This window comes from Epilithonimonas lactis, assembly GCF_900110605.1.
GTDB lineage: Bacteria > Bacteroidota > Bacteroidia > Flavobacteriales > Weeksellaceae > Epilithonimonas > Epilithonimonas lactis.
The window spans coordinates 438233-461029 of record NZ_FOFI01000001.1; the positions used below are offsets into that span (position 1 = coordinate 438233).

Annotated in this window: 19 protein-coding genes and 5 tRNA genes; 22 read left to right on the plus strand and 2 right to left on the minus strand. The window is 39.1% G+C overall.

All coding sequences use genetic code 11. The features are described 5' to 3' along the window. Positions 1-4 precede the first annotated feature (4 nt). The 8 genes from BMW39_RS02100 to BMW39_RS02135 all read left to right on the plus strand — a co-directional run bounded on the left by BMW39_RS02100 (position 5) and on the right by BMW39_RS02135 (position 3825). Positions 5-988: a pyruvate dehydrogenase complex E1 component subunit beta gene (locus tag BMW39_RS02100; protein WP_034966457.1), complete on the plus strand. Its 984-nt coding sequence runs from the start codon at positions 5-7 to the stop codon at positions 986-988. A gap of 609 nt (positions 989-1597) precedes the next feature. Next, entirely contained in the window at positions 1598-1795 is a 198-nt protein-coding gene (gene rpsU / locus BMW39_RS02105) for a 30S ribosomal protein S21 (protein ID WP_028123384.1), read from the plus strand. A 75-nt stretch (positions 1796-1870) separates the two neighbouring features. Further along, positions 1871-2749: a tyrosine-type recombinase/integrase gene (locus BMW39_RS02110; RefSeq protein WP_034976828.1), complete on the plus strand. Its 879-nt coding sequence runs from the start codon at positions 1871-1873 to the stop codon at positions 2747-2749. 69 nt (positions 2750-2818) lie between these two features. Next, a complete protein-coding gene (locus tag BMW39_RS02115) occupies positions 2819-3109 on the plus strand; it encodes an HPF/RaiA family ribosome-associated protein (RefSeq protein ID WP_034976831.1) in 291 nt (96 codons plus the stop codon). Between the two features lie 275 nt (positions 3110-3384). Beyond that, positions 3385-3458 (plus strand) — tRNA-Thr (locus BMW39_RS02120). 18 nt (positions 3459-3476) lie between these two features. After that, positions 3477-3557, plus strand: a tRNA-Tyr gene (locus BMW39_RS02125). Positions 3558-3642: 85 nt separating this feature from the next. Then, positions 3643-3715: transfer RNA gene (locus BMW39_RS02130), tRNA-Gly, on the plus strand. Positions 3716-3753: 38 nt separating this feature from the next. Continuing rightward, positions 3754-3825: transfer RNA gene (locus tag BMW39_RS02135), tRNA-Thr, on the plus strand. Between the two features lie 116 nt (positions 3826-3941). Here BMW39_RS02135 and BMW39_RS02140 read toward each other — a convergent pair. Beyond that, complete coding sequence (locus BMW39_RS02140; RefSeq protein WP_034976832.1) at positions 3942-5456, minus strand: DUF4394 domain-containing protein; 1515 nt, start codon at positions 5454-5456, stop codon at positions 3942-3944. A gap of 240 nt (positions 5457-5696) precedes the next feature. Between BMW39_RS02140 and tuf the strand changes: the two genes are divergently transcribed. The 4 genes from tuf to nusG all read left to right on the plus strand — a co-directional run bounded on the left by tuf (position 5697) and on the right by nusG (position 7790). Next, positions 5697-6884, plus strand: a complete 1188-nt coding sequence (tuf, locus tag BMW39_RS02145) for an elongation factor Tu (RefSeq protein WP_028123380.1) — start codon at positions 5697-5699, stop codon at positions 6882-6884. A gap of 55 nt (positions 6885-6939) precedes the next feature. Further along, positions 6940-7010: transfer RNA gene (locus tag BMW39_RS02150), tRNA-Trp, on the plus strand. Between the two features lie 13 nt (positions 7011-7023). Continuing rightward, positions 7024-7227 (plus strand): preprotein translocase subunit SecE, encoded by a 204-nt coding sequence (gene secE, locus BMW39_RS02155; protein WP_034977874.1) that lies wholly within the window; start codon positions 7024-7026, stop codon positions 7225-7227. Positions 7228-7244: 17 nt separating this feature from the next. Beyond that, entirely contained in the window at positions 7245-7790 is a 546-nt protein-coding gene (nusG, locus tag BMW39_RS02160; protein WP_034976833.1) for a transcription termination/antitermination protein NusG, read from the plus strand. Positions 7791-7840: 50 nt separating this feature from the next. On the opposite strand, the gene BMW39_RS02165 is transcribed toward nusG, so the two are convergent. After that, positions 7841-8689 (minus strand): AraC family transcriptional regulator, encoded by an 849-nt coding sequence (locus BMW39_RS02165; protein ID WP_034976835.1) that lies wholly within the window; start codon positions 8687-8689, stop codon positions 7841-7843. 120 nt (positions 8690-8809) lie between these two features. Here BMW39_RS02165 and BMW39_RS02170 point away from each other — a divergent pair, with 120 nt between their 5' ends. The 10 genes from BMW39_RS02170 to BMW39_RS02215 all read left to right on the plus strand — a co-directional run bounded on the left by BMW39_RS02170 (position 8810) and on the right by BMW39_RS02215 (position 22738). Further along, positions 8810-10039 carry an MFS transporter gene (locus BMW39_RS02170; protein ID WP_034976836.1) on the plus strand — a complete coding sequence of 410 codons (1230 nt, stop codon included), beginning with the start codon at positions 8810-8812 and terminating at the stop codon, positions 10037-10039. A 2-nt stretch (positions 10040-10041) separates the two neighbouring features. Then, the gene (locus BMW39_RS02175; RefSeq protein ID WP_034976838.1) at positions 10042-11532 is read left to right on the plus strand and encodes a trehalase family glycosidase; all 1491 of its coding nucleotides are present in this window, start codon (positions 10042-10044) and stop codon (positions 11530-11532) included. A gap of 10 nt (positions 11533-11542) precedes the next feature. Beyond that, the gene (locus tag BMW39_RS02180; RefSeq protein WP_034976841.1) at positions 11543-13969 is read left to right on the plus strand and encodes a TonB-dependent receptor; all 2427 of its coding nucleotides are present in this window, start codon (positions 11543-11545) and stop codon (positions 13967-13969) included. Positions 13970-14359: 390 nt separating this feature from the next. Then, the gene (rplK, locus tag BMW39_RS02185; RefSeq protein ID WP_034966475.1) at positions 14360-14803 is read left to right on the plus strand and encodes a 50S ribosomal protein L11; all 444 of its coding nucleotides are present in this window, start codon (positions 14360-14362) and stop codon (positions 14801-14803) included. Positions 14804-14814: 11 nt separating this feature from the next. Next, a complete protein-coding gene (rplA, locus tag BMW39_RS02190) occupies positions 14815-15507 on the plus strand; it encodes a 50S ribosomal protein L1 (RefSeq protein ID WP_034966476.1) in 693 nt (230 codons plus the stop codon). Positions 15508-15524: 17 nt separating this feature from the next. Continuing rightward, positions 15525-16118, plus strand: coding sequence for a 50S ribosomal protein L10 (gene rplJ, locus BMW39_RS02195; protein ID WP_034966478.1), 594 nt, complete (start codon positions 15525-15527; stop codon positions 16116-16118). 48 nt (positions 16119-16166) lie between these two features. After that, the gene (rplL, locus tag BMW39_RS02200) at positions 16167-16532 is read left to right on the plus strand and encodes a 50S ribosomal protein L7/L12 (RefSeq protein ID WP_034966480.1); all 366 of its coding nucleotides are present in this window, start codon (positions 16167-16169) and stop codon (positions 16530-16532) included. A 760-nt stretch (positions 16533-17292) separates the two neighbouring features. Then, a complete protein-coding gene (locus BMW39_RS19260) occupies positions 17293-17703 on the plus strand; it encodes a hypothetical protein (protein ID WP_034976843.1) in 411 nt (136 codons plus the stop codon). Positions 17704-17913: 210 nt separating this feature from the next. Further along, a complete protein-coding gene (locus BMW39_RS02210) occupies positions 17914-22161 on the plus strand; it encodes a beta strand repeat-containing protein (protein ID WP_034976845.1) in 4248 nt (1415 codons plus the stop codon). Positions 22162-22171: 10 nt separating this feature from the next. Continuing rightward, complete coding sequence (locus BMW39_RS02215) at positions 22172-22738, plus strand: hypothetical protein (protein ID WP_034977876.1); 567 nt, start codon at positions 22172-22174, stop codon at positions 22736-22738. The last annotated feature ends 59 nt before the right edge of the window (positions 22739-22797 follow it).

Sequence of the window (22797 nt, forward strand, 5' to 3'; positions counted from 1 at the left end):
TATAATGAAGGAATATACATTTCGTGAAGTAATTGCTCAGGCTATGAGCGAAGAAATGCGTAAAGACGAATCCATTTTTCTAGTAGGAGAAGAAGTTGCAGAGTACAATGGTGCTTACAAAGCGTCCAAAGGTATGCTGGCTGAATTCGGAGAAAAAAGAATCATAGATGCACCAATTGCGGAACTTGGTTTTACAGGGATCGCTGTAGGCGCGGCAATGAACGGGAATCGTCCGATCGTAGAATATATGACTTTCAACTTCTCTTTGGTTGCGATCGATCAGATTATCAACAACGCTGCGAAAATGTACCAAATGACAGGTGGACAATGGAATATTCCAATCGTTTTCCGTGGTCCTACAGGTTCAGCAGGTCAGTTGGGAGCAACACACTCTCAGGCTTTCGAAAGCTGGTACGCCAACTGTCCAGGTCTCAAAGTGATCATTCCTTCCAATCCTTACGATGCAAAAGGCCTTTTGAAATCTGCGATTCAAGACAACGATCCAGTGATCTTTATGGAGTCTGAGCAGATGTATGGTGACAAAATGGAAATCCCAGAAGAGGAATATTACATCCCGATCGGAAAAGCAGACATCAAGAAAGAAGGAAAAGATGTGACTTTGGTTTCTTGGGGTAAGATTATGAAAGTAGCTTTGCAAGCTGCAGAAGACTTGGAAAAAGAAGGGATCTCTGTAGAAGTGATCGACCTTAGAACGATCCGTCCTTTGGATTACGACACAATTCTTGAGTCCGTAAAGAAAACAAACAGATTGGTAGTTCTGGAAGAATCTTGGCCATTTGCAAGCATCTCAACCGAGATCACTTATATGGTTCAGCAAAAAGCATTCGACTATTTGGATGCGCCGATCAAGAGAATCACGACGCCAGATGCATCAGCGCCATATTCAGCGCCATTGTTCGCAGAGTGGTTCCCGAAAGTGGAAAAAGTGAAAGAAGAGATCAAAAACGCTCTTTACATCAAAGCATAAAACAAAACTCCCGGATTCATTCGGGAGTTTCTATTTTGTAGACTATTTAGGAGCTGTTTGACGCAAGTCGAATAGCTTTTTTAGATTTTTTATTTGGAGCTAATTGATTACATCGAACAGTTTTTGTTGATTTTATTTTTGGAGCTATTTCCCGCTTTCCGTTGCAATCTTTTTTGCCCGACAATTTCGCTCTAAATAGAACTTTCCGCAAGCGCAAAAAAGGATTTCCACTGCAATCGGGGCTAGGGATTTTGTCATCCAATCAGCAAGACAGATAAAAACACCAGTTTGCCATTCCGTAAGAAGCCTAACAAAGCGGCTCGACGTAGTCAATCTCAACTGTCGATATTCCTACGGAATGACAAACTTAACGTCAAATTCTAATCTACAAAATTTGCTCAATCTGCGAGACACAAAAAAACTTTGATGAGTTTTACGTCTTTGTGAACCTTAAAAAAATATTTTCAATAATGTCAAAAAATCTTTGCGGTCTTTGCGTTAAAAATATTTAGATGGAAAAAGTTCTTTATAATATTAAAAATAACTCTTCAAAAATTTGCGAATTAATAAATAATTCATATTTTTGCAATCCAAAATGAGATGTAATATATGTTAATAATTCCAGTAAAAGACGGAGAGTCTATCGACAGAGCTTTAAAAAAGTATAAGAGAAAATTTGATAAAACAAGAGTTGTAAGAGAACTTAGATCAAGACAACAATTTATCAAGCCTTCTGTAACTTTGAGACAATCAAAACTTAAAGCAGCTTACAAACAAAGAAACGCAAGCATCGAAGAACAAGCTTAAGTTCTTTTTTGCAAAACATAAGAAAAATCACTTCCGAATTTCTATATTTGGAAGTGATTTTGCATTTATAGACCTATGATAGAAAGATTCCTGGAGTACATAGAAGTGGAAAAGAGATATTCTCCACACACCCTTACCAACTACACAAAAGACCTTTCGGACTTTTCAGCCTTTGTTTTGAAAACAGAAGCAACAGAAGATGTGGTTCATGTTCATAAAAAGGTAATCAAGAACTTTATCATAGAACTCAGCAATTCCGGCCTGGCTAAAAGAAGCATCAACCGGAAACTTTCCTCACTCCGTAGTTTCTATCTGTTTATGCTCCGTTTGGAGGAGATCAAAGTCTCGCCAATGCAAACCATAGATTCGCTCAAATTCTACGCAGAAAAGCGCATTCCGTTCTCTGTGGAAGAAATGGACACAATGAAAACGGAAGTGGAGGAGAAGGGACAAATGACACTTCTGGAGAAACTCGTCATAGAAACGCTCTACCAAACCGGAATCAGAAAGGCTGAACTATGCAATCTCCTACTAAATAACGTTGATTTCTCAAAAAAGGAGATCTTGGTCATCGGGAAAGGAAACAAGGCCAGGGTCATCCCGATCGCAGACGAATTGCTTTCAGATTATCAGACCTATCTTGCGACAAGACTTCCGGATTCTGATAACCAGCAATACTTTTTCATCAATAAAAAAGGAAAAAAACTGGGCGAAAAATTTGTTTATGTAGTCGTTAATAGGTACTTTAGTAATGTTACTTCTAAGCAGAAAAGAAGTCCACATATTTTAAGACATACCTTTGCTACACACATTTTGAACGAAGGTGCAGAGATATCAAAGGTTCAAAAATTGATGGGACATTCCAGTTTGGCAAGTACGCAGGTTTATACCAGCGCGAATATTGAGAAACTGAAAGAAGTTTACAAGAACGCGCATCCAAGAGAGAAAAAATAAATTTGATAAAATAGAGAAGATGGAATGATTTTTACATTTTACATTGTTTAACCATTTAAAACAGACGTTATGAAGATTACAATTCAGACTGCAGGTGTTACACCGCACGAACCATTAAAAGAAAGAATTGAAAAAAAATTAGCTAAGCTTGAGACCTTTTATGACAAGATTGTTGAGGCTACGGTTTACCTTAAAGTTGAAAATACTACTGAGAAGTTAAATAAAACGACCGAGCTCGTTATCAAAGTTCCAGGTGATGATATCGTTGTAAAAAAGACTTGTGCTACTTTTGAGGAAAGTTTAGACGAATCTGTTGATACCGCTAAGAAACTGTTAATCAAGAAAAAAGAATTAGCTTAGAAAAAAATACGTTTTTTTTGTAAAAAAACATTTGTAGGTTTCAAAAAAGAGTCTCATATTTGCACTCGCAAAACGGAAGCAACCGGATTGCAGAAATATGATCTTTAATTTGAAGCCTACTTTTTTGTTTAAACTGACTGTTTAGATTAAATAAAAAAAATCAAAATTTTTTTAAAAAATATTTGCAGGTTTGAAGAAAAAAGTCTCATATTTGCACTCGCAAAAAGGAAGTAACCTTAGCGCAAGATTGACGATCATTATTAAAAAAAATAAATGCCTCCATAGCTCAGTTGGCTAGAGCAGCTGATTTGTAATCAGCAGGTCGTGGGTTCGAGTCCCTCTGGAGGCTCATTTATAGAAAAATTTTGGGGAGATACCAGAGCGGTCAAATGGGGCTGACTGTAACTCAGCTGCTTCGGCTACGTAGGTTCGAATCCTGCTCTCCCCACTTTTTTTGTAAAAAAAATATTTGCAGATTATAAGATTTATTTTTAAATTTGCACACCGTTAACCAACCTTTTTGGAAACAAAATGCGAAAGTAGCTCAGTTGGTAGAGCGTCAGCCTTCCAAGCTGAATGTCGCGGGTTCGACCCCCGTCTTTCGCTCAAAATCACAAACCTTACGGAATGTGATTTTTTTTTAGGCCGACTTAGCTCAGGGGTAGAGTGCTTCCTTGGTAAGGAAGAGGTCACGGGTTCAAATCCCGTAGTTGGCTCAGAAGGTCCCGAATCCGTTCGGGATTTTTTATGTTTAAATTAAAACTGTTGTTAAAATAAGAAGCCCGGAATAGATTTCTATTCCGGGCTTCTTTATGAAGATTTAAAATTGTTTTTAAAATCCTAATCCTACAGCAAAACCTTTTACCATATTTGGATAGTTTGAAACAGCTGTTGCGGCTCCACTCGTAGTGTTTACCGTATAGATTTTAGTTTCAGTTCCCACAGTCCCTACCAAGTAAGCTTTCTGGCTTGTACTTCCAATATCAAATCCGTTGTTTGAAGTGATGTTGATTCCCAAAGCGCCTCGTTCAACTAATGTTCCAGCATTCGGTGGATTTTGAAGATATAATTTATCGGTGTTGTGGTCGATTACAAACAGTGAAGTCGTTGTTGCGCCAGCGAAGTTGTCTGTGTATGCGGCAGAGCTTAACATCGGTGTTCCTGGGTTTATGATGCCATCTATTGCGGCCACAGCGCCATCAATTGGATTTAATCTAAGATTTTGTCCAGCATCACTTACCACTCTAATTCTGTCAACCGTCGGATTGAAATCAAATCCAAATTCGGTTCCGACAAGTGGCGTAGAAAGTGTTCCAGAGCCAACTTGAGTAGCAGCGCCAGTTCCTAGATTGATCGTGTAGATTCTGCTAGAGCTTCCTAAAGCGTAAAGTTGTCCATTCAAAGGTCTAAAGTCAATTCCCAAAATACCTTCTCCATTTTGCAGTCCCGTGATCGCTTTTGAAACTGGTTCTGGTTTGTTCGGGTTAAAGATTTGAAGTGTATTCGAAGCATCAACAGCGTAAGCAACGGCATCAGTTGGAATAGCAATGTCAATCAGTTTTTGAGATAAGGTTCCAATGTTTGTGGTTTTACCATTGGTAAGGTCCAACGTGTAAAGATTGTTTTTAGAATCCTTGGTCGTCGCGATCAACGCCACGCTGTTGTCCGGATTGATGTCAAATGCGGCTTGTCCAGTGAAGGTGATTCCCAAACTACCGACCTCTGCCAAAGTTCCATTGTTCGGTGGGTCTTGTTTGAATAATTTTCCTGAAGTCATATCCAGATCATATAGAATTGTAGAGGACGCACCGGATTTACTATTGGTGTAAGCGATTCCGGCAATCGAAGATGTCGTGGCAATGCTTGTGTCCATAGCGGCAAGAGCTCCATTCTCAGGATTTAGACGAAGATTTTGTCCCGTATTTGACACCAATCTGATGCGGTCCACTGTAGGATTGAAATCAATGGAGGCGATTGTTCCCGTAATTGCAGGCGTGAAAGCCGTTGTGCTTACAACTCTGGAAGTTGCTGTCGCAGTATTGATGATGTAGAACTTACTCGCATTGGACAAGGCATAGAGTTCACCTGTGGCTGGTCGGAAATCAATACTTAATAATTTTTCTCCTGTAGCAATACCTGCAATTGCGGTTTTCGAACTGAAGGTAGAAGGGTTGTTGGCGTTGAAAGCAACAAGTTCATTGTTCTCCGTAAGTCCGTAAGCAAGTTGATTTGGACCCACGGTTACAGCTGGTTCTTCCGGCATTCCTGTTATGGTATCATCATTATCACAAGAGATTACCGAGACAATGGCAACAGTTGCCACACAAAAGTTGAATAATTTTTTCATAAAGCTTATTTTTTTAGAGTTTCAATAAGCATATACGAGATAAAAGTAATATTGGATTTAATGCGCTTTTTTTAATTGATTTTTTTATGTAAATTTGCAACGTCAAAAGACAAAAATGCTTTGGTTTGTGGTTTTTGAATTTGAATATCGAAATTTTTAATAAAAATATTTTTGATATTCAAAAAATCGTTATATTTGCAAACCGAAAAAAATAAATAATTAATTAATAAATATTAAATCATGGCAAAGGAAACGTTTAATCGTAACAAACCCCACTTGAACATTGGTACTATTGGTCACGTTGACCATGGTAAAACTACACTTACAGCTGCAATCAGTAAAGTGTTATCTGATAAAGGATTCGGAACTGCAAGAGATTTCTCTTCTATCGATTCTGCACCAGAAGAAAAAGAAAGAGGTATCACTATCAATACTGCTCACATCGAGTACGAAACTGCAAACAGACACTACGCTCACGTTGACTGTCCAGGTCACGCGGATTACGTAAAGAACATGGTAACTGGTGCTGCTCAAATGGATGGAGCTATCCTTGTAGTAGCTGCTACAGACGGACCAATGCCTCAAACTAGAGAGCACATCTTGCTTTGCCGTCAGGTAAACGTACCTAACGTACTTGTTTTCATGAACAAAGTAGATATGGTAGATGATGAAGAATTATTAGAATTAGTAGAATTAGAGATCAGAGATCTTTTATCTTCTTACGAATATGACGGAGACAACGCTCCAATCATCCAAGGTTCTGCTTTAGGTGGGTTGAACGGTGATGCTAAATGGGTAGGTAAAATCGAAGAATTGATGGATGCTGTTGATACTTGGATCGAACTTCCAGTTAGAGATCAAGATAAGCCATTCTTGATGCCAATCGAAGACGTATTCTCTATTACAGGTAGAGGTACTGTTGCAACTGGTAGAATTGAATCAGGTGTAATCAACACAGGAGATCCTGTTGATATCGTAGGTATGGGTGATGAGAAATTGACTTCTACTATCACTGGTGTTGAGATGTTCAGAAAGATCCTTGATAGAGGTGAAGCTGGAGATAACGTAGGTCTATTGTTGAGAGGTATTGAAAAAACTGACATCAAGAGAGGTATGGTTATCGCTAAGAAAGATTCTGTTAAACCACACAAAAGCTTCAAAGCTGAGGTTTATATCCTTTCTAAAGAAGAAGGTGGACGTCACACTCCATTCCACAACAAATACAGACCTCAGTTCTACGTTAGAACAACTGACGTTACAGGTGAGATCTTCTTGCCAGAAGGTGTAGAGATGGTAATGCCTGGAGATAACTTAACTATCACTGTAGAATTGTTGCAACCAATCGCTCTTAACGTAGGTCTTAGATTTGCGATCAGAGAAGGAGGTAGAACAGTAGGTGCTGGTCAGGTTACTGAGATCACAGACTAATTATCTAAATAATATAAAAAGTTCCGTAAGGAAACTTACGGAACTTTTTTAATCTACGGGCATCGTCCAATGGTAGGATACCGGTCTCCAAAACCGTTGATCTGGGTTCGAATCCTAGTGCCCGTGCAAAAAGAAAATAATGAGCTTAGTAGAATTTTTAAAAGGTTCTTACACAGAATTCAAAGATAAAGTAGAGTGGCCAAAATGGGCAGACTTGCAATCTTCTACGATTGTAGTTTCTATTACTACTGTTATTCTTGCTTTATTTACATTCGGAGTGGATTCACTTTTCAGTGTAACGATAAAGAATTTTATTGCGACGTTTATTAATATGTTTAACTAATCCCTAATACTTTCCTAATGAGCGAATCGAAATGGTATGTGCTGAAAGCTATTAGCGGACAGGAAAATAAGGTGAAGAACTATATTGAGAGCGAGATCCAGAGAATGAATATGGAGGCTTACGTCACTCAGGTAGTGATTCCGATGGAAAAAGTGATCCAGATCAGAAATGGTAAGAAAGTTCCGAAAGAAAAACCTTACTATCCTGGTTACCTGATGGTGGAAGCTGATCTGATTGGAGAAGTACCTCACGTGATCAAAAATATCCCTGGCGTAATTTCTTTCTTAAGTTTAACCAAAGGAGGTGAGCCAGTTCCAATGAGAAAGTCTGAAGTGAACAGAATGCTCGGAAGAATGGATGAGCTTTCTGAATTTGCTACAGATGTAGAAATTCCTTTCGTAGTTGGAGAAAATGTGAAAGTGGTCGATGGTCCTTTCAACGGATTCAATGGAACAATTGAGAAGATTTTGGAAGACAAGAAAAAAGTGGAAGTTTCTGTTTTGATCTTCGGAAGAAAAACACCAATGGAACTTAGCTTCATGCAAGTAGAAAAAGTTGTTTAATACAATTTTATATAAAATAAAAACCATCCGTTTTTAACGCGATGGTTTTTTTATTTTAATAGCTCACTATTAAACTCACTCGGCGTCTTTCCCATGTATTTTTTGAAGGTGCGGCTGAAGTAGGAGATGCTGTTATAGCCAGTTTCATAGCACGATTCCGAAACGCTTTTTCCCTGTGCGATCAAGTTGCAAGCTTTATCTATCCTGTAGTGATTGATGAACTCTGTGAAAGTAATTTTCGTCGTTTTCTTGAAGAAGTTACAGAACGCTGGCAATGTCAGGTTCACCAGATTGGCGATATCATTGATCTCAATTTCCTTATCATAATTTTTCTCTACGTAGGTAAAGATTGTTTGTAAGCGTTCTTTGTTTTTGGAGATCACAGTATGTGGCATGATCTCCTTATTCAGCAAAACATAATCGGAGGTTTCCGCCAATTCAATAAGAATATCAAGCAGCATAAAGTACCTTTTGGAATTTTCCGCTTCTACCATTTCATAAAGTTTTGGTAGGATTTTCCGTTTTACCTTTGGACTAAATAAAACGCCAAATTGTGCCTTTGATATCAACCGCGCTAATGCAGACATTTCTTCCACCTCTTGCGGAAACCTGACGATCTCTTCTTTGAATTGTAAAACTATCTCCTCATGAGGATCCAAAGAGTTTAGACCAAATCCCGAGTGCGGAATATTTGATCCGATCAGGACCAGATCGCCATTGGTATAATTACTTTTATGATATCCCACATGACGCGTTCCATTGCCAGCTACCACGCAGACAAGTTCTACTTCCTGATGATAATGATATTCCCACCGGTGCTCTTTGATTGGAACTTTGAAGTGTAATGTACAAAACGACGAGTTTCTATCGGGAATAATAGTCTCATAACTAACTCTCATTTATTTAATGTAAATATGTTATAAATATAATAATTTATATTAATACAGTGAAAATATTGATTTACTATGTTAAATTAACGTAAACTAAACATTAATAGATTTGCATCATTCCTACATCAGATGAAAAATTTAAATATCAAGGCCGTCCTTTTTCTCAACTATTTCGTGTTTGCGATCTTGCTCAATTCCGTTGGAACTGTGATTTTACAAGTTCAGCAGAATTTTGGGATCTCAAAATCCGAAGCTAGTGTTTTAGAAGGTTTTAAAGATCTTCCAATTGCGATCTGTTCTTTCCTTTTAGCTTCGTTTCTTCCAAAGGTAGGCATCAAACGATCAATGTTGATCGCGCTTTTATTGGTGAGCGCAATATGTTTCATCATGCCATTTGCCAATGCTTTTTGGTTCTTCAAAATTCTATTTTGCGTGGTAGGTATTTCATTTGCCTTGATCAAGATCTCAGTTTTTACGTCAATAGGTTTGATCACCAATAATGACAGAGAACATTCCAGCATCATGGGTTTTTTGGAGGGTTTCTTCATGGTTGGCGTGCTGATGGGAAATGTCATGTTTAGCTTGTTCATTGATGATAATAACCCGTTGTCCAAAAGTTGGCTGAACGCCTACTGGGTTTTAGGCGTCTTATCGATGTTGTCCTTTATCTTTCTTCTTGTGACGAAGTTGGATGAGAAAGAAGCTAAGATAGAGAACTCTACATTTTCGGAAGATATTAAAAACAGTATTGGATTATTTAGTTTTAGACGCGTACTTTTCTTCTTGGCCTGTGCCTTTCTGTTTGTTTTGGTAGAGCAGAGTTTCCAGACCTGGACGCCCACTTTTTACAAAGAGATCCTGAAACTTCCAACATCTATGGCAGTTCAGGCCGGAGCTGTTCTTGCGGGATCATTCGCTTTGGGGCGTTTTCTTTCTGGATTCTTTTCGAAGAAATTCAAGTGGATCTACGTGGTTTCATTCTGTATCATTGGGTTTGCATTAAGTATCATATTGGTTTTACCGTTAACGCATCATATTCATTTCAATAGAGATACAACTTGGTTCAATGCGCCGTTGGCAGTCTATATTTTTCCATTGATGGGAATCTTTCTTGCGCCCATCTATCCAAGTATCAATTCTGTGATACTGGCATCAATTCCAAAATATCTGCAAAGTGCAATGGCTGGACTTATCGTGGTTTTTTCGGCAATTGGTGGGACTTTCGGTTCTATGCTTACGGGATTCGTCTTTCAGAAATTCAGTGGACAGCAGGCATTCTATTTATCCATCATCCCTTTGACCTTGTTACTGATCTGCGCTTTGGTAATGAATAAGCAGATTATCAAACTAAAAAAATAAAAATGAAAGATCAATTCAATATAAAAGACATTTATCCAATTTTTGAAGCCGTTCAAAAAGCTCAGATATTCGATGACCAAAAAGCGATGGCAGATATGATTCCGCTGTTTCCGATTTCTGAGATCAATGATCATTATGAAAATGAAAAGAGCAATGAAAATTTTAATCTGAAAGAGTTCGTGTTGCGAAATTTCAAGTTCGATCCGGCCATCTCATCTATTCAGAGAGAAGAGAAATTGCCAATTAAGCAACATATCGAAAAGCTTTGGGATGAACTCACAAGAACAGCTTTCGAGGATAAAGGAACCTTACTCAAGCTTCCAAAACCATACATTGTTCCCGGAGGTAGATTCAACGAATTTTTCTATTGGGACAGCTATTTTGTGATGCTTGGTCTACAGGTTTCTGGTAGAATTGAGATGATGAGAAACATTGTTGATAATTGCGCCTATTTGATCCATGAATTTGGGTTTGTTCCCAATGCAAGCAGAACCTATTTCCTCAGCCGTTCGCAGCCACCTTATTTTTCTTTGATGTTAGATCTGATTTTTGAAAGCACAAATGATGAGAAGATCTATACCCAGTATTTCGAAACATTAGAAAAGGAATATAAGTTCTGGATGGACGGCGAGGAAACTCTGCAAAATGGTCAAGCTTGTAAACGTGTGCTAAAAACTAAAAATGGTGACATTCTGAATCGATATTACGATGACGAAAATGCGCCGCGCCCCGAAAGTTATATGATCGATGTGGAAGACGCTGAAACATCTACCAATCCTGACTTTTATAGAGACATCCGCGCCGCTTGCGAATCCGGATGGGATTTTTCCAGCAGATGGTTTGCTGATGGAAATTCTATCCAGACCATTGAAACTTTAAATCTTGCCCAGGTAGATCTCAACTGCCTTCTTTGGCATTTGGAATACACTTTGGCAAAAGCTTCCGAGCTTCAAAACTTCGAAGACAAAAAAAGAGATTACAGTCAAAAGGCCGAAGCCAGAAAAAAAGCGATCAATCAATATTTCTGGAATGAGGAAGATAAGATCTATAAAGATCACAACATCAAAACAGGATCTCAAACCTTATCAGAACATATCGCCACGCTTTATCCATTGTTTTTGAAGTTGGCAAATCATGACCAGGGAAGTGCGGTCTCCGAAACCATTAATGAAAAATTTCTAAAAAAAGGTGGTCTGATCACGACAACCAGAGATTCTGGACAGCAATGGGATTCGCCTAATGCCTGGGCTCCTTACCAATGGTTAGGATATATGGCAATGAAAAATTATGGTTTTGATGATGTAGCAGAAAATATTAAAAATAACTGGTGTTCCAACGTAGAAAGGATCTACAATAATACGGGAAAACTGATGGAGAAGTACAATGCGATCGACACCACAAGTATTGCAGGAGGTGGGGAATATCCGAACCAAGACGGTTTTGGATGGACCAATGGAGTTTATATAAAATTAAAGACAACAACTATTAAATAAACTTAAAAACATGACAAGAAAATCGCTCATCTTGGTTGCAGGTATTGCAACAATGTACTTCCAAAATGCCTATGCGCAGGAGGTCAAAGATTCAGTTAAAACGAATGAGATCGATCAGGTGGTGATCACAGGAAACTCCAGACCAAAGGCAAAGCTGGAGTCCAGTACGGCCATTTCCACTTTTACAGCAAAGGAGATCATGAAACAAAATCCGATCAGTGCCGCTGCATTGTTGCAGAGAGTTCCGGGTTTTGCAGTTGAAACTTCTGGTGGAGAAGTGGGAAATAATTTATTTTCAAGAGGTATCCCTTCTGCCGGAGGTTATGAATTTGTGCAGGTTCAGGAAGACGGATTGCCTGTTTTCGAAGATGGTGCGTTGCAGTTTGCCAATGCTGATAACTTTTTCCGAGTTGACAATACGACAGGACGATTGGAAGCTTTGAGAGGTGGGTCAGGTTCTATTTTCGCTACCAATTCTCCAGGAGGTCTCATCAACTTTATATCCAAGGAAGGAACCAACGACTTCAAAGGAGTTGCCAAATTGGAAACCAGTACTTATGGATTGATGCGAACCGATATCAATCTTGGTGGTGCATTGATCGAGGATAAATTATTCTTCAATGTGGGCGGCTTTTACAGAACGGATGACGGAATTAGAAAAACAGGCTTCAAAGCGAACAACGGCGGACAGATCAGAATGAACCTGAAATATGTTTTTGACAAAGGGTATGCGAAAGTGTACTACAAAAAACTGGATGACAGAAATACCTTTTTCCTCCCAATTCCATTGACTCAAAACGGAAATGATATCAAGGAATTTGCTGGCTTTGATGCTAATTATGGAACCTACAGCTACAGTTCGATCAGTCAGTTGAATATTCCTCAAGTTGGTGGTGGCTATTTCAAAAGGAATCTTCAGGACGGGATCCATCCCAAAGTAGATGCGATAGGAGCAGAATTCAAATATGATCTGGGTAATAACTTCTCTGTTTTGAACAAGACGAGATATACCAATATCGATATGAATTATACAGGGATTTTCCCAGCAGGCGGACCTCAGACCGCGGCTGGATTTGCCAATGGAAAAGGAATCGTCGGGAACAATTATCAATACTCATTGGTGAGCAGTGGCGCAGTGGTGAATCCAACAAATGTCCAACATTTGGGATTCTGGGCGATTGACAAGAAGATGAATAATTTTGTCAATGATCTACAGTTCAGCTATAAAATGGATAAAGGAAATGTGACGGCTGGTTTTTACAAATCCAACTGGACGTCAAATCAATATTGGAACTGGAGCAACATCCTAACAACTGCAACAGACAAGCCGCAACTTCTTAATTTGGTCGATACATCGCTTAGTCCAAGTGATGTTGGTTATTCCAAAACCTACAACGGTGTGACTCAGATGTCTTTCCTACAAAGGAATACACAAACCCAGGGAAGCCTGAATGACCTTTATGTAAATTTGGATTACAACATTACTGATAATTTGAATATCAATGTTGGAGCACGTTACAGCAGAGATTTCTACAGAGGATTCTTTGCCAATACAACTTCCGGAAATCTTAATAATTCTGGATTGACGACGGATGGTGTTCACGATTTTACAACCACCACTGCGGATGACAATATGAGCGTTTTGGGAAATCAATATTCTTATTGGAGATACGATATTGATAAGTTGTCTTACACGGCTGCGGCGAATTATAAGATCAACACCAACAATGCAGTTTACGGCCGATTCTCTCACGGTTTCAGGTCTCCGAATGAGGAAGCTTACTATAATTATTTCTCCGCTGGTAGCCAGACTCAGCCTTTGGAGCCAGTTACGACGGATCAGATCGAAGTTGGGTATAAATATTACACAAGCAATTTCAGCATTGGTGTCATTCCATTTTATTCCACGTTGAAAGATCTTTCTTTTACGGATGTTTTCTCAGACGGAAGCTCAGAAAATACATTTGCCAATACGAGAAATATGGGTGTTGAGATAGAAGGTTATGCTCGTTTGTTCAACAATTTATTAGACCTTACTTTCAACGGGACCATTCAAAATCCTAAATATAAGAATCTGGAAGCTGGTAGTCTGCTGGAAGGAAATACGGTGAGAAGAATGCCTAAGCTCTATTTCAATATTACGCCTGCGGTCAATATCACCAAAGAGTGGAGAACCTATGTAAGCTATAACTATTACGGAAAACGTTTTCAGAATGAGTTGAATACTCAGACTTTACCGGCATTTGGCGAAGTTGGGGCAGGAACGTCTTATCAATTAGGGAAGATTCGTTTCGGGATTGATGCCACCAATGTTTTCAATACGATCGGTATTACAGAAGGCGATCCAAGATCAGGATCTCCAAGTGGAGATGGGACGATCATGGCAAGACCAATCATGGGTGCTGCGGTAAGAGGTTCTATTACATTAGAATTTTAGATTAGATTTTTCATACTATTATTAGGATTCATCCCGGGCTTGCTCTGGGGTGTTTTTTTTTGGATGCAATTGAAATTCATAAACCATATTGGCATATATAAATGTAGAATTAGCTAAAAAAGACAATGTAATATGAGTGAAAATCTATTTTTTCCTTAGTATTTTCTCTATGAAAACTAATATGCCTATATGGTTAAAATATTAAGTAAGATCATATTTAAATATTTTTAAATAGAAATTTCTAAAAATCAACACATTCCATTTGCTATTTCAAAAATATTTTATACTTTTGCAATCCGAAATATAGGTCTTCTTTTATGCGAAGTGACTTATGTTGAATAATTAATGCTTCCACATTCAATTATTTATTAATCAAATCAAAACATTAAAATGGCTAAAAAAGTCTTTAAAATGGTAAAACTTCAGGTGAAAGGTGGCGCTGCCAATCCTTCTCCACCAGTAGGTCCAGCATTGGGTTCTGCAGGTGTGAACATCATGGAGTTTTGTAAACAATTCAACGGTAGAACTCAGGATAAACCTGGTCAAGTTCTTCCGGTAGTTATCACGGTGTATGAAGACAAGTCTTTTGAATTCATCATCAAAACACCTCCAGTTGCGATCCAATTATTGGAAGCTGCAAAATTGAAAGGTGGTTCTGGAGAACCTAACAGAAACAAAGTAGGTGCTGTATCTTGGGCTCAGGTTCAGAAGATTGCAGAGGACAAAATGGGAGATCTTAACTGTTTCTCTGTAGATCCTGCAATTTCTATGGTAGCTGGTACTGCTAGATCTATGGGATTGAGAGTAACAGGAACTAAACCAACTAACGCTTAAAACTTAAAGAAATGGCAAAATTGACAAAAAAGCAAAAAGAAGCTTTAAGCAAAGTGGAAAAGAATAAAATTTACAATCTTGACGAAGCATCTGCTTTGGTGAAAGAAGTAAATTTTGCAAAATTTGACGCATCTGTAGATATCGCTGTTAGATTGGGTGTAGATCCAAGAAAAGCAAACCAAATGGTAAGAGGTGTTGTATCTCTTCCTCACGGTACTGGTAAAGATATCAAAGTTTTGGCTTTGGTAACTCCGGACAAAGAAGCAGAAGCAAAAGAAGCTGGTGCAGACTATGTAGGTCTTGACGAGTATTTGACTAAGATCAAAAACGGTTGGACAGATGTTGACGTTATCGTGACTATGCCTGCAGTTATGGGTAAACTAGGACCTTTGGGTAGAGTTTTAGGACCAAGAGGTCTTATGCCAAACCCTAAGTCTGGTACTGTAACTATGGACATCGGAAAAGCTGTAGCTGAGGTGAAAGCTGGTAAGATCGACTTCAAAGTAGATAAATATGGTATTATCCACGCAGGTATTGGTAAAGTATCTTTCGATGCTGCTAAACTTAAAGAAAATGCTGCTGAGTTGATCTCAACATTGATTAAGTTAAAACCAACTGCTGCAAAAGGAACTTATGTAAAAAGCATCTATTTGTCTTCTACAATGAGTCCTGGAATTGCAATTGATACTAAATCTGTTAACTAATTATAATCCTTAAGACAATGACAAAAGACCAAAAAGTTGTAGCAATACAAGAGATCAAAGACTTGCTTCAGGATGCAAAAGTAGTTTATGTAGCAGATCTTGAAGGATTGAACGCTTCTAAATCATCTGATTTCAGAAGACAAGCTTTCAAACAAAATATCAAAGTAAAAGTTGTGAAGAACACATTGCTTCAAAAAGCAATGGAACAGATCGAAGGTGTAGATTACGCTGAGATGTTCGAAACTTTCAAAGGAAACTCTGCATTGATGATTGCTGAAACGGCTAACGCGCCAGCAAAATTGATCAAAGATTTCAGAAAGAAAGAAGAGAAACCAGCTCTTAAATCTGCTTTCGTTCAAGAAACTTTCTATGTTGGTGATGAGAACCTAGACGCTCTAGTAAGCATCAAGTCTAGAGAAGAAATGATCGGTGAGATCATCGGATTGCTTCAGTCTCCAATCCAAAGAGTTGTTTCTGCTCTTCAAAACAAATCTGAAGCTGGAGAAGCAAGCGCTGAAGAAGCGGCTCCTGCAGTAGAAGAAACGCCTGCTGAGGCAGCTCCAGAAGCTCCAACTGCAGAAAGCACTGAGGAAACTCCAGCTGCTGAATAATTAGAACTCAAAAAAATCAATCAATAATCAACAAAAAACATTACAACAATGTCAGATTTAAAAAATTTAGCTGAAACGCTAGTAAACTTAACAGTAAAAGACGTAAACGAATTAGCTACTATCCTTAAGGATGAGTACGGAATTGAGCCAGCTGCTGCTGCAGTAGTAGTTGCTGCAGGTGGTGGAGAAGCTGCTGAAGAGAAAACAGAATTCGACGTGATCCTTAAAGCTGCTGGTGCTTCTAAATTAGCAGTTGTTAAATTGGTAAAAGATTTAACTGGTGCAGGTCTTAAAGAAGCTAAAGATATGGTAGATGGTGCTCCTGCTGCAATCAAGCAAGGTGTATCTAAAGACGAAGCTGAAGCTCTTAAGAAACAACTTGAAGAAGCTGGTGCTGAAGTAGAATTGAAATAATTCTGGTTTACATCCAAATATAGACGCCCAAACTTAGGTTTGGGCGTTTTTTTTTGTCTATTGATTAGACGTAAACATAAAGTTAAATAAGATGGTTCTGTGGGTTTGAATCAAGTTATAAACTACTTTTCTGTTTATATTATGGTTGAATCACTTTTTTAAATAACTAAGAATCAAAGTCTAAAAAGATTCAAATTTTATTTTCTAGCCACTTTATCTGTGAATGCCGTTTGGGTACGCTTTTACGAACAATTTTAATGTAATTGATTGAATATAAGTAGTTAATTATTTTAATGATTCTTTATGAAGCATTATTGTAATGAATTTGGGCTTTCATTTAGAATATTATTTCATAATTTATTTATTGTTTCATTTTTGATAAAAATAAATTATTATTATTATTATTTTATCTTTAGTTAATTTTAATTGTAAAGTGTTATTAATCAGATAATTAGGAGTTTTTTTTCTTTGTTTGTGTTGTTATAAATCGTATTTTTGCAGCAATAAAAAACAGGTGATGATTAGGTCGTTATTTCCTAACTCTTTTTACAAGCTGAATAAGAATCTATCCAACAAGGGAAGATTTACTCTCGCTGTCCTCTTCAGCGTCTTTTCTGCTTTCACTTCTCCGAATCAAGTTATGCAGTCTTACAGTCAACAATCAGTGATTGTAGTCGATAGTAATACTGAGACCAGTAATTCTAGCCACAATTTCTGTAAGCAAATTTTCAGTAAAGATCTTGAGGCTGCAAGGTCATCAATGTCTTATAAACGCATTAGGAAAAATGCCGTATTGAATAGTGTGCAATCGATTGAGCTGGAGGCTGGGGCTGCACGAATCAATTTGGATGAAGAAATAGCGAGTCTGGAGAATATTACCAATATCATAATTTCGCAGACATCAAAGGTCAATAATTTTGTTGAGCAAATCTTCAAACGATCGCCGGCCACCAACCATTATTTCTTAATTAATTACATCGCTACCAAAGATTGCATCAACAATGCGAATGTCAATTTTAAATTCCAAAAGACAGCCTACCTCCAAAAGGATTTTGTAGTAAAATGTGCTCTCAATGACCTGCATTGCAAACTGTTTGTTTTCTATAACAGCAGGGCTCAGGATAATTGTTTTTCAAAGGTTTTTTCTGTAAGACCGCCTCCTGTGGTTTAGTTCTTTTTAATATCCCAAAATTTATCAATCACGTTTTGCATCGGCATTAGCACCATTTGGGTGTTAATAGGATTGCTATGTCCTTAACTGAGAAGGATGGATGATCCTCATTTCGATGATCGCCTTTGTCATGATAAAATTTTACTTGGGATTTCAAGCGTTTTTCACCCTATGATGGAAAACATTTTAAAACTATCAAGAATCTAAATAATGAAATTAAATAAACTTTTTTATTTTGTTGCTTTCCTGTTTTTTCTAAATAGCAAAGCGCAAAATTGTAATGCACTGTATATTTTGAATGCTCAAAATGGCAATGTTTACGATATTTCGGCACTCAATGGCGTTTTGCCAACTGCTGTGACTACGCTGTCTTCATCCGCAAGAAGCAATCTGGCAGTGGGTGCTGATCCAACCAATATTTCTCAAACTGTCTTTACCTCTTCGAACACGGCTGCCAATTCCCCTGTTTACAAAGACAATGCAAGTATCGCAACCACTATTCCTGTCACTTTAGGTGGTTTGACTGCTAATCCAGTTTCGGGAACGACCTTAGGATATGTATACGGTGTTTCTGCCAACAAGAGACTTATTCAGGCAAGTCCATCGCCTGCATTTGATCTTGGTTTGATTTCCGGCGATGCTGCCTGGACATCGGGATCTGTTTCCAGCGATGCTTTTTTCGACTCTGTCGGAAGATTGAATGTTGTGGTAACTTCTGGAGCTTCAAGGTATGTTTATAGAGTAGATATTTCAACACTTTCGGCCGTCCAGGTCATTCGGTTGAGTGGAAGTTTGCCTACCAACTTTCAGGGATTGTCATTTTTCAATGGAAATATTTACGCCGTCGAAGGATTTGTAACCAATATACTTTTAGTGAGTACGTTCAGTGCTAGGGTCTACGAGATCAATCCAAATACGGGAGTGAGTTCGGTAAAGACATCATATAATTTAAACACCCTCTTAGGTCCATTTACCAATGCAGATGATCTTGATCTGGCTTCATGTCAGTTTTTTACGCCAACCGCAGCGCCAAGTTGTAATGAATTGTTCGGTTTGACAGCATCCAACGGAACCACGTACAGAATCGATTTGACTACGTTGGCCACTACTTCGGTAGCAACTGGAACGCCAAGTAATACGGGAAATCTTGCCTACGGACCTTCTCCCAACAATTTGACCCAAAACCAATTTGTGGCTTCTCCGAATGCTGCCTCTGGTAATATTTACCGCGGAGTGGCAACGACTGCAACGACTTCAATGACAAGTACGGGAAGAACTTGGGGATCACCAATCGGTTTAGGAACCGATCCAGCCACGGGTTATGTGTATGGTATTAATAATAAAACCTTAACAAGATGGCTTGGGCAGACAGGAAGTGCAAGCGATAATGCAACCACACTAGGCACCATTACAGGTGATACGAATTGGACGAATGGAACCAGCCTGAATGACATTGCTGTAGACAATTTTGGTAATCTGTATGTGATAACATCAGTCACAAATAGCAATATATGGTTGTATAGAGTCAATCCGACGACAAGGGTCGCGACGCCGGTAGCGCAGCTGAACGGGACTGTCCCAAATTTAAGTTCTTCTAATGGGAATGGTTTGGCTTATTTGGGAGAATATTTTTATTACAGTAGGATCAACGGAAACGGAACAAGTATTTGGCGTCTGAATGCGATGACCGGACTTTCCGAATCCGTTGGTACTGTCTCTGGAACAAGTGGAAATCCGAGAGATTTTGGAGATCTCGCATCATGCGCAACGGTGATCAATGTACCGTCAGCTTTCAGTTTTGATTGTGGTGCAAATGGCGGTGGATTGCAAGGGCCAGCTTTAACTGCTAATGGTACAACTCAGAATGCTGTTTTACGGGTGCCGATTTCTGGTGCTGTCAATGGTCTTGCAGAATTTACATTGACAGGAGCAGGGATTACCACATCGCCTTCACCGTATGTTGCTTTTGTTGCTCAGAACGCCACTTTTGTTGATATTCCATTCACCTATGATGGCAGTGGCGCCAACGGAAATCGTATGGTAACGGTATCTTCACCAAGAGCTACTTCTGGCAGTACTTGTTCGCTTTCTGTGCTGATGGATGTAGATTCTGATGGCGACGGCATACTGGATTCTCAGGATCTGGATGACGATAATGATGGCATCTTGGATACGGTGGAAAATCTTTGCGAAACAGAAGGGACACCTATTTATAATAATACTTTCGGGACAGGAACGGCAACTGCTACCGATGCCAACGTCGTAGGACATACCTTCGCCGCTGTAAATCCCAATGATGGATCTTATACGGTTTCAAGGTCATTATCTCAAACGATCTACTATACTCAGACCAATCAAAATGGGAACAAAGATGCCGGTAATTTTAGCATTACCAATGGTAGCACAGATGGTAGATTTTTGATCATCAATGTGGCTGCAAATTATGCCAATAAGACTTTGTACAGAGTTAATGGAATATCTGTCACGCAAGGTAAAAAATACAGATTCAGACTTGATATGGCCGGATTGGCTGAAGGTGCCGCTCAAATTCCTAATTTAAGGATCGCGGTGAAGGACACCTCTGGGAACATACTGGCTTTTACAGATTCGAATAACATCGGGATGGCAAATGATGACATCTGGAGAAGATTTACAATGGATTTTATTGCCGGAACTTCTACTGTCAATTTGGAAATCATCAATCTGCAACCACTTGGGAATGCAGGTAATGATGTTGGAATCGATAATTTCGTTTTGGTCCCTTTGAATATTTGTGATGCGGATGGTGACGGGATTGAAAACGCCTTAGATCTGGACTCTGACAATGACGGATGCTTTGATTCAATAGAAGGTGATGAGAATGTAAATTCATCTCATCTCAATACAGATGGAAGTATCAATTATGCCGCGAATGGTGGCCTGGGTTCAGCGGTTACGAATAACGGAGTTCCAAATATTGTGAATTCTGGTGCTTTCGATATCGGAAATGATGTAGGGCAAGGAATAGGCATTTCTCAGGACATTAGTAAAAGTGATTGCCTCGACTCAGACTTTGATGGGATTCCAAATTATATAGATCTGGACGATGACAATGATGGCATCCTGGACACGACAGAAGGTTGCTCACCAACAGTGACCATGGGATCGATTGGAGATAATGCTAAGATTGCAACTCTAAAAAGTACAGGTTCTGCTGTATTTACATTAGTTCCGCCCGCTGCAACATTGCCTTTGGGTGGTGTAAAGGTGACCTACAACTCAGGTGGGAATGGCTGGGGATATTTCACACCTGGCGTTGCAACATCCACGATCACAGTCAACGGAACACAATCTGCTCCTTTTCCTACAACATATCTTGATGTCATTGCTTATGGAAATACTGTAGCAGGTATTGCAAGAAATGTTACCGTAGATTTTGGAACATCGGCAAATTCTATCAGTACTGCAAATAATGATTATCAATACATTATCGGGATTGCAGGATTAGGAAATGAAGGCGCGATAGTCACCAATACTTTTAGTGTTCCATTGACGGTCCTAGGTAACGCGGATGTTTTCAATACGGGTGTGTATTCACTTTTGGATGGCGTACCATCTACCACACCAGGTCAAATGGGAACTGTGGTGAGAACAAACAATAATACCACGCAAGGTTACACTTTTTACTCCATTCCAAAATCGGTGGCATCATTCACCATGAATCTCACAGGAGGAGATGATCCACACGGTTTTATTTTTGGCGTTTACAACATCAATTGTGATGCAAATGCTGACGGAGATTCCTTACCAAACTATCTTGATGTGGATAGTGATAACGATGGTTGTCCAGATGCAATTGAAGGCAGTGAAACCATACGCTTCGATCAAGTTCATTCATTGACATTACCATCTGATGATGCGAATTATCCAAATAGAGGACAGATCAAAGTCATTTATGATGGTTTGACCAAAGGTGCTCCATCTCAGGTCATCAGTACGTCAGCCTTATCTTATGGTGTTCCTCAATTGGTCAATAACGCCGGAGCAAATCTGAATGCAAGTACCAATGCCTCCAATTTGGCAGGTTTAGCAGACAATTCGGACGGTACCTCGGAAGTTGGGCAGGGAATAGGTACATCTCAAAATACACTTATCAAAGATATCGAGTGTGACAGATGCTTCCGTCCTGCTGCATCTCCAGGTGTGGGTGGCGAACCTACCATTCAAGGTTTTACTGCATTAGGAAGAGCAGGAGGTGATGCTGCAGAATGGCCTGGCAAGATCAAAGGTGCTTATACGGCTTTGGATGCCAGGACCAAAGGTTTTGTGATCAATAGGCTACCGACATCAGCTTTAGGTTCTGTCGTGGGCGTTGTTGGTATGATGGTCTATGATACCACCGAAAACTGCCTCAAGGTCTATGACGGAACTGCATGGTCCTGTTTCTCAAAACAAACATGTGATAATTTTAATCAATAAAACAAAACAGATGAAAAGAGCTATAAAAATATTATCAATATTAATATCGGGGATCTTCTTTGGTCAAGTGACTATTGGGAAAACCGTTCCTTCCAATCAATCTGCGAACGCAACCGTATCCATTGAGTTTGGTAATGAGACAGGAGGGACAAAAGGAGTGGTTCTACCTTGGGTGACGTCTGCAACAGATGTTACAACGCCAGTTCCTGGAACTTTGATTTTTGATAGTGCCGATCAGAAGGTGAAGTATGGAACTGCAATTACAGCCAATGCAACCACGATCACAGGTTGGACGGATTTATCCTCCGGAGCTTATTCGCCAATCGTAGCAAATATTCCCGATAACAATCTAGAGAACACAACTGCGAAAGCCTTGATTGGTGGTGATCCTTCCACAGATGGAACCTCCGGGATCCTGGTCTTGGGAGATACGGACAAGGCGATGATCTTACCAAGAGTCAATGCCTACACCGATATTGTAAATCCAAGTGCGGGGATGTTGGTCTATGTCACAGGAACTACGCCACATCAATTAGCGTTTTTCAATGGCAGAGAATGGTCATTCTGGACGAAATAGCGGATGTCAAATAGACAAAGAATTGTTAGATCACATTAAAAAAAACGGTAAATAATACA